Source organism: Dietzia sp. B32 (genome assembly GCF_024732245.1).
Lineage (GTDB): Bacteria > Actinomycetota > Actinomycetes > Mycobacteriales > Mycobacteriaceae > Dietzia.
The window spans coordinates 1707145-1721025 of record NZ_CP093845.1 but is presented as its reverse complement, the minus strand read 5'-3'; the positions used below and the strand labels follow the sequence as shown (position 1 = coordinate 1721025).

General features: G+C 71.9%; 13 protein-coding genes. 7 read left to right on the top strand and 6 right to left on the bottom strand.

Annotation, left to right across the window (positions count from 1 at the left end; genetic code table 11):
• Positions 1 to 158 precede the first annotated feature (158 nt).
• From L8M95_RS08190 to L8M95_RS08170, 5 genes are all read left to right on the top strand, one after another.
• Complete coding sequence (locus L8M95_RS08190; RefSeq protein ID WP_260488982.1) at positions 159 to 1214, top strand: hypothetical protein; 1056 nt, start codon at positions 159 to 161, stop codon at positions 1212 to 1214.
• Positions 1215 to 1330: 116 nt separating this feature from the next.
• Positions 1331 to 1828 carry an NUDIX domain-containing protein gene (locus tag L8M95_RS08185; protein ID WP_260488981.1) on the top strand — a complete coding sequence of 166 codons (498 nt, stop codon included), beginning with the start codon at positions 1331 to 1333 and terminating at the stop codon, positions 1826 to 1828.
• Between the two features lie 32 nt (positions 1829 to 1860).
• The gene (locus tag L8M95_RS08180) at positions 1861 to 2487 is read left to right on the top strand and encodes a hypothetical protein (protein ID WP_260488980.1); all 627 of its coding nucleotides are present in this window, start codon (positions 1861 to 1863) and stop codon (positions 2485 to 2487) included.
• Between the two features lie 70 nt (positions 2488 to 2557).
• Entirely contained in the window at positions 2558 to 3127 is a 570-nt protein-coding gene (locus L8M95_RS08175) for a copper chaperone PCu(A)C (RefSeq protein WP_260488979.1), read from the top strand.
• Positions 3120 to 4406 carry a Dyp-type peroxidase gene (locus L8M95_RS08170; RefSeq protein ID WP_260488978.1) on the top strand — a complete coding sequence of 429 codons (1287 nt, stop codon included), beginning with the start codon at positions 3120 to 3122 and terminating at the stop codon, positions 4404 to 4406. Before L8M95_RS08175 ends, L8M95_RS08170 begins: the two co-directional genes overlap by 8 nt.
• A gap of 131 nt (positions 4407 to 4537) precedes the next feature.
• Here L8M95_RS08170 and L8M95_RS08165 read toward each other — a convergent pair whose 3' ends face one another.
• The 4 genes from L8M95_RS08165 to L8M95_RS08150 form a co-directional block, all read right to left on the bottom strand.
• The gene (locus L8M95_RS08165; protein WP_260488977.1) at positions 4538 to 5548 is read right to left on the bottom strand and encodes an SGNH/GDSL hydrolase family protein; all 1011 of its coding nucleotides are present in this window, start codon (positions 5546 to 5548) and stop codon (positions 4538 to 4540) included.
• A gap of 81 nt (positions 5549 to 5629) precedes the next feature.
• Positions 5630 to 6727, bottom strand: a complete 1098-nt coding sequence (locus L8M95_RS08160; protein ID WP_260488976.1) for an SGNH/GDSL hydrolase family protein — start codon at positions 6725 to 6727, stop codon at positions 5630 to 5632.
• 84 nt (positions 6728 to 6811) lie between these two features.
• Entirely contained in the window at positions 6812 to 7864 is a 1053-nt protein-coding gene (locus tag L8M95_RS08155) for a beta-ketoacyl-ACP synthase III (RefSeq protein WP_260488975.1), read from the bottom strand.
• Between the two features lie 161 nt (positions 7865 to 8025).
• The gene (locus tag L8M95_RS08150) at positions 8026 to 8967 is read right to left on the bottom strand and encodes an SRPBCC domain-containing protein (protein ID WP_260488974.1); all 942 of its coding nucleotides are present in this window, start codon (positions 8965 to 8967) and stop codon (positions 8026 to 8028) included.
• A gap of 93 nt (positions 8968 to 9060) precedes the next feature.
• On the opposite strand from L8M95_RS08150, the gene L8M95_RS08145 reads away from it, so the two are divergent.
• Positions 9061 to 10380 (top strand): MFS transporter, encoded by a 1320-nt coding sequence (locus L8M95_RS08145; RefSeq protein ID WP_260488973.1) that lies wholly within the window; start codon positions 9061 to 9063, stop codon positions 10378 to 10380.
• On the top strand, positions 10377 to 11171 hold the full coding sequence (locus L8M95_RS08140; RefSeq protein WP_396119671.1) for a fructosamine kinase family protein: 795 nt from the start codon (positions 10377 to 10379) through the stop codon (positions 11169 to 11171). Before L8M95_RS08145 ends, L8M95_RS08140 begins: the two co-directional genes overlap by 4 nt.
• A gap of 5 nt (positions 11172 to 11176) precedes the next feature.
• On the opposite strand, the gene L8M95_RS08135 is transcribed toward L8M95_RS08140, so the two are convergent.
• Entirely contained in the window at positions 11177 to 12448 is a 1272-nt protein-coding gene (locus tag L8M95_RS08135) for a sorbosone dehydrogenase family protein (protein WP_260488972.1), read from the bottom strand.
• Positions 12449 to 12539: 91 nt separating this feature from the next.
• On the bottom strand, positions 12540 to 13751 hold the full coding sequence (locus tag L8M95_RS08130; protein ID WP_260488971.1) for a sorbosone dehydrogenase family protein: 1212 nt from the start codon (positions 13749 to 13751) through the stop codon (positions 12540 to 12542).
• Positions 13752 to 13881 lie beyond the last annotated feature (130 nt).

Here is a 13881-nt window from a genome sequence, read left to right as displayed (position 1 = left end):
CTGTGTCATATGCGAGTCACGTGTAACAGGCCTGAAGATTCCCTCGATAGGGTGATGACACGATCGAACGGTAGGTGGTCAAGGCCACACGCCGGGCCGGTGGGCGGGGGGAGTTTCCTGAGCGCCGGGTCGTCAACGACAACAGGAAGGCAATTCCTATGAAGAACACCAAGCGGATGATGGCCGTCATCGCGGCCTCCGGACTCGTGCTCGGCGGCATGCCGGGTATCGCCAACGCCCAGGGCAGCAACCTGCTCGATCTCGACCTCGGTACCGATCTGCTCGGTGGCTCGGTCAACCTCGGTCTCGACCTCTTCGTCGGCTCGACCGGCGCGGACAGCCCGCTGTCGGGCTCCCTCGAGGGCATCTCCGGTTCGGCGACCGATTCGCTGGATCCGGCGTCGCTGGGTACGGGTTCGGACACGGAGTCGCTCGATCCGGCGTCGCTGGGCACCGGTTCCGACACCGAGTCGCTGGATCCGGCGTCGCTGGGTACGGGTTCGGACACGGAGTCGCTGGATCCGGCGTCGCTGGGTACGGGTTCGGACACGGACTCGCTGGATCCGGCGTCGCTGGGCACCGGCTCCGACACCGATTCCCTCGGTGGCGGATCGCTCACCTCGATCCTCGCGCAGCTTGAGGCGGCCTCCTCGGGCGGTTCGGAAGACCTCGGTTCGCTGACCGATTCGCTGGGTACCGGCTCGGACACGGAGTCGCTCGATCCCGCGTCGCTGGGTACCGGCTCGGACACGGAGTCGCTCGATCCCGCGTCGCTGGGTACGGGTTCGGACTCGGATTCGCTTGACCCGGCGTCGCTGGGTACGGGTTCGGACTCGGATTCGCTTGACCCGGCCTCGCTGGGCACCGGTTCTGACTCGGACTCGCTGGCGGGGGGTTCGCTTGCCCCCATCCTCGCCGGTTCGACCGGCACGGGGTCTGACTCGGGCTCCGGGGACATCAATCTTGGCTCCGTCATCGAGGGTTCCACGGGCGGGACGGGCACCGGCTCCACCGAGGAGGCGCTCGCGCTCGGCTCGCTGGCCGCTGCCGGCATCGGCATCGCCATCGTCGTCTCCGGTGGCGTCAACCTCCCGCCGCTTCCCGAGATCAACCTGGGCATCGTCTGCAACCTCCCGCCGGAGGCCATCGACTTCCTCAAGTCCAACGGCTCCATGGAGCAGGACGAGTGCGAGCCCGAGGAGCAGCAGAACTGAGGTTCTGCCCTTCCACGCTGACTGAGTCAGCAATCGGATAGCACCCCGGCGATTCCCCGTCGACCACACGGTCGGCGGGGGATCCGCCATTTCGACCCCCGGATACGCTCTCCGACATGGCCACCCCCGACTTCGTCCTCGAGCTCCGCAAGCACGTGGGTTCCGCCCCGCTCTGGCTCGCCGGAGCGACCGCGGTCATCCGGGACGCGGAGAATGCCCGCGTGCTCCTGGTCCGGCGCAGCGACAATGGCTGGTGGACCCCCGTCACCGGCATCGTCGACCCAGGCGAACACCCCGCCGACGCCGCCGTCCGCGAGGCCCGTGAGGAAGCCGCCGTGATCATCCGCGTCGACCGCGTCGCCTCCATCGGTGTCTCCCGCATGGTCACCTACGACAACGGCGACCGCGCCCAGTACATCGACCACACCTTCGCCTGCACCTACCTGAGCGGCGACCCGCACGCGGCCGACGGCGAGAACACCGACGTCCGCTGGTTCGGAGTCGACGACCTGCCGGAGATGCGGCCCCACATGCTCGCCCGGATCGAGGCCGGGCTGGCAGACGAGGAGCGCGCCCGCATCGTCACCACCACCGAGGGCTCCACCGCCGGATAGGCCCTGTCGGAGGGGCGCATTAGAATCGGGTCATGTCCGCTGACTGCCTTCGCGCCGAGGTCCCACCCGCGGTGACCGCGGTCGTGGGCATCGTGGTGGCGCTGGTCAGCGGCGTGTTCGGCATCAGTGCCCACGGACTGGCCGCCGGCGTCCTGGCCGGCCCGCCCACGTCGGGTCAGGTCCTCTCCGTCGCGGCCGCGAGTGCCGGGGTCGGAGCGGTCACCGCCGCGCTCGCCCGCCATCGGGCCCCGGCCCTCACGGCTGCGGCCGGACTGATCGCAGGGCAGGGACTCGTCCACGTCGTCCTGGCCTCCGGGCACACCCACGGCGCAGCCGGAGCATCCGGCCACCACACCACCGACCCGGAGGCGCTCCGGGCCGCGATGGACAGCGTCGGCCTGGCCCCGGCATCCTCGGCAGCGGCACTGCTCACGCCGGCAATGCTCGGCGCCCACGTGGCAGCGATCGCCACCACGCTCGTGCTGGTCGCGATCCTCTCCGGGACTCTGTCCTGGCTGGCGGCCCGGGTACGGCCCATTCCGGCGACGGCTCACCTCGTCGTCGTCGCCAGGCTCCTGGCCTCGTACGACGCCTACACCCTCCGCGGACGGTTCCTCCTGGCGCGCGGGGGAACCCGTGCGCCGCCCGTGACTGTGTGACGACCCCTGCACCGGTACGCGCCCCGCGCTGCCGGGCGCCCACACACACCACACCTAGGACACCCACGCCATGCGTACCCACACCCGGACCGCCCTCGCCGCGGCCACCGCACTGACGCTCGCCCTCACCGCGGCCTGCTCGACCGACGACGCCGACGGTGCCGTCACCACCACCACCGCCGACACCGCCGCCAGCACAGCCACGATCACCTTCGACGACGGCTGGGCCAAGGCCACCGACTCGGAGATGTCCGGCGTCTTCGGCACGATCACCAACACCGGTGACACCGACCTGCACCTGACCGGCGTCGACAGCGACCTCGGCGGCAGCACCGAACTGCACGAGACCGTCCCCGGCGCCAGCGGGATGATGATGCAGGAACGCGAAGAGGGCTTCGTCATCCCGGCCGGTGGTGAACTCGTCCTGGCGCCCGGCGGTAACCACATCATGCTCATGGAGCTGGCGCGCCCCATCACGACCGGCCAGCAGATCACCCTCACCCTCGAGTTCGACGGCGCCGAGCAGGACGTCACCGTCTCCGCCCGCGATTTCCGTGGCGGCGAGGAGGAGTACGTCGGCGGCGGGCACGGCGGCGCGACGGCCGATACCGATGCGGGAGGCATGAACCACGATGGCTGACCAGGCCCGTCGAGGTCTGTCCAGGCGATCGGTCCTCACCGGCGGCGTCGCGGCCATGGTCGGTGGCGGCGTCGTCGGTGGCGCGGTGGTGGGCGGCGCTGCGGGTTACGCGGGGAGAGGTGTCGTCGACGACGGCGAGGCGATCGGAGACTGGAAGACCGTCGCCGACTCGCGAGTCGTCGGGGCGACCACCGAACCGTTCCACGGCCCGCGCCAGGCCGGCATCACCACGCCACCGCAATCACATGCCGCGTTCGTGGCGTTCGACATCGTCCCGGGAGCGACGCGCTCGGAGATCGAGGGTGTCCTGAGGGCGTGGTCCCAGGACGCCGCCCGGCTCACGCAGGGCCGCGGCGGACTCGCCGACCTCGAACCGGAACTGGCCGAGGACCCGGCACGGCTCACGGTGACGATCGGGTTCGGCCCCGGACTGTTCGACGCGATCGGGATGCCGGACAAACGTCCCTCGTGGCTCGCTCAGTTGCCGGCGTTCCCGCAGATCGACAAGCTCGAGGACCGGTGGTCCGAAGGAGACCTGCTGCTGCAGATCTGCGCCGACGACCCGGTGATCGTCTCCCACGCCGCACGGATCCTCGCCTCCGGCGTCCGGGGGGTGGCCCGCCAGAAGTGGGCGCAGCGGGGCTTCCGCAAGGCCGTCGGCACCGACCCGAGCGGGCGGACCCAGCGCAATCTGTTCGGTCAGATCGACGGCACCGTCAACCCCACCGAGGAGGACGTGGACTTCGACCAGATCCTGTTCTCCGACGGCAGCTCTTCTGACGGGCAGGTCCAGCGGTGGATGCGGGGCGGGTCCTCGCTCGTGCTGCGGCGAATTCGCATGACGATGGACACGTGGGAGGAGATCGACCGCACCTCCCGCGAGCTGAGCGTGGGCCGGCGGCTCGACACCGGCGCGCCGTTGACCGGGACGGCCGAGCACGATCCGGCCGACTTCGAGGCGATCGACGAGGTGGGCCTGCCGGTGATCCCAGCGGAGTCCCACATCGCGCGAGCCAGGCAGCTCGAGCGGAGTGAGGCGATGCTCCGGCGGCCGTACAACTACGACGACCCGCCGGAGGGCGGCGAGATCAGCAACTCCGGGCTGCTGTTCACCGCCTACCAGGCCGATCCGGTCCGCACGTACATCCCCGTCCAGCAGCGGCTCGCCGAGCAGGACTCGCTCAACACGTGGACCGTCCCCATCGGGTCGGCGGTGTTCGCGCTCCCGCCCGGCGCACCCGAGGGCGGGTACGTGGGCCAGGGGTTGTTCGGCGGCTGACGGGCGCCCGCTCACGACGCAGCCGCCCGCTCACACGGCAGCCGCGCGCCGCGATGGCGTCTCGCCTGCACCGCGGTGCGCGCGAGACGCCATGCCGGAGGGCGGCTGTGGCCGCATCGGGGTGACGGCGGTCAGATGGCCGCAGCGATGGCGGACGCCATGGCCTCCTGGCCCAGGGCAGTGGGGTGCATCGGGTAGGCGCCGGTCGGGGCCCCGCCGAGGAAGTCGGTCCAGCGCTCATCGGCGTCGCCGCACGCACTGCGGTCCACGGTGGGGTCGACGGGCAGGACCGAGATGTGGTTGTTGCGGCGGGCGGCGGCGTCGACGGCGGCGTTGATCTTCGCGGTCACCTCGCGGGCCCACTTCACGTCGTCCGGAACGAGCCGCTCGGTGAACGCGCAGCTCTCACCCTCGGCGGGCATGAGTGGCAGGTATTGGGTTGCGACGACCGTGGCGCCGGGCGACCGCTCGGCGATCAGGGCGTAGATCGTGTCGACCTTCGTCGCGACCGGTACGTCCTCCTCGGCACCCGCGCCGAAGACGTTGTCGATGGCGGCGGTGATGTCGTCGTCGAGCGTGACCCGACAGCTCGGGGTGGCGGTGTAGGGAGCCTGCTTGGTGATGCAGTTGACGATCTTGCCGAACCCGACGTCGTTGCCGCCGATCGACAGGGTCACCAGATCGGTGTCGGCGTCGATGGCGTTGAGCTGGGCGGGGACTCCCTCGTGCTGGGAACCCGTCAGGCTGGGGATGATGGCCCCGCCACACGTGACGTCCGTGAGTTCGCCGACGCGCGGGTCGGCGTCGAGGACGGTCGGGTAGTTGGTCAGGCTCCGGGCGCACTGCGCCGGCCCTCCGGCGGACTGGCTCTGGTCGCCGAACGCGGCATAGGAGTCGCCGAGCGCCACGTACTCGTCGTAGGTCGCCCGGGTCAGCGAACCGACGGCCTCCAGCGAGCCGGCGACGCTGCCGGGGGCGGTATTGGTCGTGCCCAGTGAACTGACGGCGATGGTGCCGTTCGCCCGGGCTGTGGACTGGGCGTTGGCGAGGGGAGCCACTGTGAGCGCGATCGAGGCCGCCAGGGCGAGGGACGTGGTGAGGGAACGAGAGCTGCCGAAGCGGCGACGATGAGAGGTGAACATGGGATCAATGTTCTCTCATCGACGCCGCTTCGTGACCAGATCGGTCCCAATTGGACAGGCGTCAGGTATCGGGTCCGTTCGTCAGCCGTCGAGTGCGGCCAGTACCCGGTCGGCGACGTGCGCGTGACCGGCGCTGGTCGGGTGGACCGGCACCGCGCCCGTCTCCAGTCCTGTGAAGTCGACCCAGCGGGTCTCGGGGGAGGTGCACATCGAGTGCCCCGGCTCGTCGGGGATCACGACCGTGGCGCCGTTGCGCTCGGCGGCGTCGCGGACCACCCGGTTGATGCTGTCCTGGAAGCCGCGGACCTTGGCCCGCTCCTCCCGGCTGATCGCCATGAACGGTGCGCAGGCGGGGGACTGCTGGATGATCCGGTCGTCCTCGGGCACCGCGGCCAGGTAGCCGACGGTCACAACGCGGGCCCGCGGTGCGCGCTCGGCGATCCCGGCGTACACCGCGTCCATGCGCTGGTCCAGATCCGCGAGCGCGCGGGCGGCCTGGCGGTCCACCACGTCCGAACAGCCTGCGGTGGGATCGAACCCCTTGGACAGGCTCGCGGTGGCACCGTCGACGAGCGGCAGCAGCTCGGGCGCGGTGTTGGGCCGCAGCGCGCACGCCACGATCACGGCGGCGAAGCCCACGTCATTGCCGCCGATCGTCATGGTCACCAGGTCGGTGTCTGCGTCGAGGGCGTCGAACTGCGGCGGGGCTCCGGTCCGGCCAACCGCCAGGAAGTCGTCGGCCACCGCGCCGCCGCAGCTCGCGTTGACGAATGTGCCCACCCCCAGCTCACGGGCGACCACGGTGGGGTAGGCGTCGTCGGTGCGCACGCACGCGACGGGACCGGCGCCCCACGCACCGGGCGCGATCCTGCCGACCGCGGCGTAGGAGTCACCGAGGGCCACGTACTTGGACGGGCCGGTGCCGGGTCCGGAGAGGACGGACGGACCGATTTCCGTGCCCGTGACCTGTCCGGCGATGTTGCCACCCAGCGTCTGCGCGGATCCGCCGGCGAGCTCGAGTGGGGAGGCCTGCGGCGCGACGGGGCCGGGGATGGCGGGCGCGGCCCCCGCGGGCGCGGCCAGTAGCGGGGCCAGCAGGGGGGTCAGCAGAACGACGGTGGCAGCCGCGGCACCGGAGACCAGGCGGCGCGTGACGCGCCGGGAACGAGACGTGTGCATGAGGTCACCTTCTCATGAACACGTGTCTAGTTGGGCGACCCTCCCGAGGACCTCACGGTCACTCCGGGAGGGACGCCGGGGCCGTCAGTCGACGGGCGGGGCCGCGGGGAGGCGGACCACCTGGCCGGCGTAGGACAGGCCGGCACCGAAGCCGATGCACAGTGCCACGTCGCCCTGCTTGGACTGGCCCTCGCGCAGCATGGTCTCCATGGCCAGCGGGATCGAGGCGGCCGAGGTGTTGCCGGTCTGCTCGATGTCGTTGGCGATCGCCACGCTCTCGGGCAGGCCGAGGTGCTTGGCCATGGCCGAGTTGATACGGCCGTTGGCCTGGTGCGGGACGAACGCCTGGATCTGCTCGGCGGTCACGCCGGCCGTCTCCAGCGTCTCGGCACACACCTTGGAGACCTGCACGGCGGCCCAGCGGAAGACCTTGGACCCGTTCATGGTCAGGTAGGGCTGCCGGACGTCGTCGGCACCGGAGTCGACCTCGTCGACGTAGGCCTTGAAGTCCTTGGTCTGGCTGATCGCGCCACCCTGCTCGCCGTCGGAACCCCAGACCACCGGGCTGATGTCGTTGGTGTCGGACGGGCCCACCACCACAGCGCCGGCGCCGTCGCCGAAGATGAACGAGGTGTTGCGGTCGGTGAAGTCGATGCCGTCGCTCATCTTCTCCACGCCGATCACCACGACGTACCGGGAGGCGCCGCCGCGGATCATGTTGGTCGCGACCGCCAGGCCGTACCCGAACCCGGCGCAGCCGGCGGTGAGGTCGAACGCGGCGATGCCGTTGCGTCCGAGGTTCGTGGCCACCTGGGGAGCCGCGTGGGGCACCTGGGTCCAGTTGGTCGACGTGCACAGGATGACCGCGTCGACGAGCTCGGGGTCGATCCCGGCGGAGGCCACGGCCTTCTTCGCTGCCTCGGTGGACATCATGACGATCGACTCGTCGGCGCTCGCGAAACGACGGTTGAGAATCCCGGACCGCTCGTAGATCCACTCGCTGTTCGAGTCGATCGTCTCGCAGATCTCCTCGTTGCTCACCACGCGACCGGGGCGGTACGCGCCGATACCCAGCAGGGTGGACCCGGGTGCGCCCACGCCGGTCGCGATGGTCACGGTCTCGTTGGAATCCGCCATACGGATGTAGCTCCTCGTCGGTGTGCGGTTCGGGAACGGGCCGTGCTCGCGCGGCCCGTCACGATACTTCCCCGCAACAGTACTGCGGTCGGTGAGAACATCGGCGGATACGACCGCGACGTTTCGCCCCCTGTCAGGGCCCACCCCTGTGAGGGCCCGGCTCAGCCCCGGGTGAGCTCGTCCAGCCACTCGCGCCAGCGCGGCGCGTCCCAGGTGGGCGTGACGTCGACGGCCGCGGCGCCGAGCGGGAGACCGTCGCCACCGGGGGCGTCGACGTACTCGAACACCCGCACCGCCAACGCGGCCCGGCCCGCGGCGTCCTCGTGCGTCTCCCCGGCGGGGAACGCGAACAGTTCGAGCATGCCGTCGGCCGGCGCGGACAGGATGAGTGTCCGCGAGGCCTGCGACTCGGCCGCGACGATCCCGCCCACCTCACCGGACCTGGCCACCGCGCCACCGTCGCCCGGGTTCCCCCCGGCACCGGACGCCGGGGCGATCAGCGCCGTGGTCACCCGCTGCCACAGCTCCGGCACACTCGACTCGACCGGCTCGGTTGCGGCGTCCACGGTCACCACCCCGTCGGCCGGGCGATGGGTGAGCCGGTGGGCCAGCACCGTCAGTGCCTGCACCCAGCCGTCGACACTGCCGTCCACCGACTCCTCCGCCAGTTGCCCGCCGGAGCCGAACCCCGACCGCAGGGTGAGCACGCTGCCGCCCTCGCCGTCGTCGACGACCTCACAGGACGTCTCCCACGGCGGCACCGGGACACCCTCGCCCATCCAGTCCCGCTCGGAGTAGGAGAACAGTCCGGGGACGCTCCCGGCGGGTGGCGTGTAGGCGGTGATCTCGCCGACCGTCGCGGTGAGCATCGCCTCGGCGGCGGCCTCCGGGCCGGCCGTGGGGTCGGGGGCACCGGGGTCGGCGAACTGCACGATCCTCCCCGCCACCTGCGGTTCCAGGGCGCACGGGACGAACCAGGACGAGATCCCCTCACCGGTGGCCACCGCGTCCCACACCACCGTGGGTGCCACGGGCAGCGGCACCCGGCACGCCACGCGCCGACCACCGTCCTCGGTCTCGATCCCTGCCGTCACGTCGTACACGGGCGCTCTCCCCTCACCGGTCCGCTGCTCTCGGCCGCAACGCTACCGCCGAGCGCCCGGGCCCTCGTGGGCGCGGGACGTAGTGTGGCGGTCGTGACCTCGACGACCCGGACGCGAGAGGGTGGCGGCAGTGCCCGGGCCGGAGCAGTCCGAGGGCCGATCGCCGCCACCGCACTGCTCTTCGCCGCCAACGGGGCGATCTTCGGCGCGATCGTGCCCCGTCTGCCCGACCTCAAGGACGCCCTCGACCTGGGCCCGGCCGCCTTCGGCCTGGCCATGGGCTGTTACCCGGCCGGCGCGCTGGTGGGCGGGCTCCTCACCCCCGCGTTCATGCGACGGCGGTCGGACGGGACGGTCGCCGTCGCCGCGATGGTCGTGGCGTCCACCATCGCGGCACTCGTCGGATTCTCGCCCGTGGTGGCCGTGTTCGCGGGGTTGCTGCTGCTGTTCGGGCTGTGCGACGCGATCACCGACGTGGCGATGAACGCGCACGGCATCCGCGTGCAGCTGCGCCACGGTCGGTCCGTCATCAACCGCTTCCACGCGGTGTGGTCGCTCGGCGCGGCGCTCGGGGCGGCGGGGGGATCGGTGGCCGCGGGGGCCGGCACGCCGGCGGTGGGACAGATGATCGCCGCGGGCGCCGTCTGCGCACTCGCCGCGCTGGCCGCGTTCCCTCTCCGGTTGGGCCCGGCTGTCGCCGAGGACGAGGTCGGCCGCGATCTCGACGCCGTGCCCGCAGACAGGGTGCCCGCAGACAGGGCGCCCGCGCCGGCCGCGGCGCCGTCCCCCACCGGGCGCCGCGTTCCGGGCCGGCGCGCGCTACTGCTCCTGCTGGCACTGGGGTTGCTCGCCTGCTGCGCCACGATCGTCGAGGACTTCGCCCAGACCTGGTCCGCGCTCTACCTGCGCGAGACCACGATCGCGGGCGCCGGGTTGGCCGGACTCGGGTTCATCGCGGTGCAGGGCGCGCAGCTCGTCGGGCGCTTCACGGGCGACCGACTGGTCGAGGGCGTGGGGGCCGCGCGCGTCGGCCGGATGGGAGGGGTGTGCGTCGTGGTGGGCATCGGCTCGGTGTTCGCCGCCTCGTTCCTCCTCGACGGCCCCGTCCTGCTGGCGGTGCTGCTCGTCGGGTTCGTGCTGGCCGGCTGGGGGATCGCCACCGTGATCCCGGGCGCGATGGTCGGCGCCGACTCCGTCCCCGGCCTCGCCCCGGGCGCCGGGCTGGCCGTTCTCAACTGGGTCCTCCGCCTGGGTTTCCTGGCCTCCCCGCCGCTGGTCGGTCTCATCGCCGAGCACGCCGGGTTGCGCTGGACCGTCGTGCCGATGCTCGTGGGCGGAGTCCTCATCGCCGCGCTCGCCGGGCCGCTGCTCGGCCGGGCGGACCGCACCGATCACGGGGAGGCCGTGACGTGAGTGACGACGTGAATGACCGGGTGTTCGTCAAGAAGGGCTGCCGCCACGGGCCCGACTTCTTCCGGCACGAGGCCGCGGGTCTCGCGTGGCTCGCCGCGGCCCCCGGCGGGCCGAAGGTGGCCCGGGTGGTGGGGGTCGACGACGACGAGATCGTCCTCGAACGGATCCCCGCAGGTCGCGCGACGACGCGAGCGGCTCTGCGGTTCGGTCGGTCGCTGGCGGCCATGCACGATGCGGGCGCTGCCGCCTGGGGCGCACCCGCCGACGGCTGGGCGGGCCGGTGCTTCATCGGGAACCGTCCCCAGGAGTGCGTCCCCTCCGGGTCGTGGGGCGAGTTCTACGCCGAGCAGCGGGTCCGGCCGTTTATGCGGATCGCCGTGGACCTCGGCGTTCTCGGTGGCGCGGACCTGGCGGTGGTCGAGCGAGCCTGCGACCGCGTCGCGTCAGGCGATCTCGACGATCCCGACGACGTCCCGGCACGCATCCACGGCGACCTGTGGACGGGCAACGTCCTGTGGACCGGATCCGGTGAGCAGGCCCGGGCCGTGCTCATCGACCCCGCCGCGCACGGGGGGCACCGCGAGACCGATCTGGCGATGCTGGCGCTGTTCGGTGCCCCGCACCTGGCGGACATCGTGAGCGGGTACGACGAGGCGCACCCGCTGCGGGAGGGCTGGCGCGACAGGATCCCGCTGCACCAGCTGCACCCGTTGGCCACGCACTCGGCCGGGCACGGCGCCGGCTACGCGATCGCGCTGGCCGACGCCGCCCGGCGGGTGCTGCGGCTCTAGGCCGGTCAGCCCGCTGCCGGGCTGATGCGCAGCACCTGATCCCGGCCGTCGGCGTCGGAGGTCGTCACCAGCAGCGAGCCGTCGGGCTCGGGGGCCAGGGAACGCAGGCGGCCGAACTCGCCCTCGAGCAGAACTGACGCGTCGACGACCGAGCGCCCGTCCTCACTCAGCCGGAGCAGGACCAACTTCTGGGTCTTGAGATTGGCCATGGCCAGCGCACCCTCCCACTCGCCCCACTCGGGCCCGAGGAACTCGATGTCGGCGGGCGCGAGGGTCGGCTCGCCGGACGACCAGACGGCCTCGACCGCGTCGGGGAACCTGGCCGTGTCGGTCATCGGCACGTTCTGGTTGTACTGCCCGCCGACGTTGGGGTTCCAGCCGTAGTTACCGCCGGGCTGGAGGAGGTTGACCTCATCGTCGACGTCCGGGCCGTGTTCGGCGGAGTAGACGCGGCCGGTGCCCGGTTCGATCGCCAGGCCCTGGACGTTGCGGTGGCCGATCGTGTGGATCACCGAGTCGCCCGTCGCGGGGTCGCCGTCAGGGGTGATGTGCAGGGTCTTACCGGCGAGCGACTCGAGCGACTGGGGCCCGGTCGGGCCGTAGGTGTCGCCGGTGCCCACGTAGATCGACCCGTCGGGAGCGGTGGCCAGTCGGCAGCCGCTGTGGATGCCCTCGACTCCCAGCGGCATCCCGGTGAGCGTGTCCCGGACCTTGGCCATGGTGGTCCAGTCCTCGTCGACCTCGAACGTGGTGATCCGGTTGTCACGTTCGCCGCCGACCGCCCGCGACCAGCACACGTGGATCTCGCGGTTCTGCTCGAAGCCCGCGTCCACGGCCATGCCCATCAGGCCGCTCTCGGACTGGCGGACGAGGCCGGGCAGGTCTATCGCGACCGTGCGCTGCCCCTCGCCCGGGCGGTGGACGACCATCCGGCCTCCGCGCTCGCCGGTGAGGACGGTCCCGTCCGGCGTGCGGACCACGTCCCAGGGGATATTGAGCCCCTCCATGACGACCCCGGTCTCGACGGCCGGGCCGTCGACGACACTGACGCTCTCCCCGGCACCGATGCCGGGGGTCGGCGGGAACAGCACGCCCGGCGGGACGGAACCCGTGTCCACCAGGCCGGCCGAACCGGCCCCGAGGGAGCCGAGCTGGGCGGATGCCACGGCGGGGAGCGCGAGGGTGACGGCGGTGGCAGCGGCGGCGAGACCGACGACGGATCGGGCGCGGGAGCGGGTGGTGGCGCGGGACGCGCGGCGGGCGGAGCTGAACGGCACGGGGATCTCCCTGGGGACGGGGGCACGAAGGGTGTTGCGGCCCACAACATATGCGTGAAGTGGCACCGGCGGTACCGGACAGGGAGAGGGGTCAGCCGGAGGGACGGACACGGAGGATCTCGTCGTCGCCGTCACCGTTGGAGGTGCTCACGAGAAGCGACCCTCCGGGCTCCGGGGTGATCGACCGCAGGCGGCCGTGCTCGTCGCGCAGGATCGCCGCGGACCGGGTGACGGTGGAGCCGTCCTCGGACAGGGTCACGAGGACGATCTGGCTGGTCTTGAGCATCGCCACCGCCAGGGCGCCGTCCCACTCACCCCACGCGGGGTCGTCGAGGAACGCGATTCCGCCGGGTGCGAGCGTCGGAGCCCCCGACCGCCACGATGCCTCCACGGCATCGGGGAAGCGGTCGACGTCGGTCATCGGCACGTCCTGGTCGTACCGGCCGCCCGAATCCGGCGCCCACCCGTAATTCGACCCCGGAAGCACGAGGTTCACCTCGTCGTCGACGTTCGGCCCGTGCTCGGCGGAGACGATCTGGCCCGAACTCGGCCGTAGCGCCAACCCCTGCACGTTGCGGTGCCCGTAGGTCAGGACCCGCGAGCCGTCGATGGTGTCATCGGCGGGCGCACCGGTGCGGGTGACGTGCAGGATCTTGCCCGAGAGCGAATCGGGGTCCTGGGGCGCCGGGCCGGTGAACGCATCGCCGGTGCCGATGTACAGGGTGCCGTCGGGGTGGGCGAGGATGCGGCACCCCGAGTGCAGCCCCCGCTCGGCCAGGAGGATCCCGTCCACGAGGACGCGCGGTGACCCGAGGGCGGACCAGTCCTCTGCTGCGGTCCACGCGGTGACGCGGTTGTCTCCCGCCGCGGCGTCGGAGTGGCAGGTGTACACCTCGCGGCTGCTGGCGAAATCGGCAGCCAGGGCGATCCCCATCAGCCCGCTCTCTCCCCGGTCGTACACCTCGCCGAGGTCCGCCTCGACGAGGGTCCTCTCACGACCCTCGCGGATCGCGTACAGGGTTCCCGAGCCCCGCTCGCCGGTGATGATGACGCCCTCGGGGTCGCGGACCACGTCCCACGGGATCGTCAGCCCGTCCGCGACCACCTCCACCTCGACGGCGGGGCCGGGCGTGAGGGGTCGCCCGGAGGTCGACGATCCGGCCGGGCTGCTGCTCACGGACCCGCCGCCGTCCCCGTCGTCCCCGCCGTCGGTCGTCGAGCACGCGGCGAGCGGGACCGCCACCACCACCGCCAGGAGGGCGGCCAACCCGGTGAGGGAGCGGGGGAACTCGGTGCGGTTCACAGTCGCTCCTGGGGTGGGCTGGGCTGGATGGGGGATCCGGTGAGGCGCCCCGTGAGGCCGAACCTATTCGACCCGCGGAGGGTGCGACACCGGACCTGGTGGTCCACGCGAACGAGAAGACCGTTCCGCA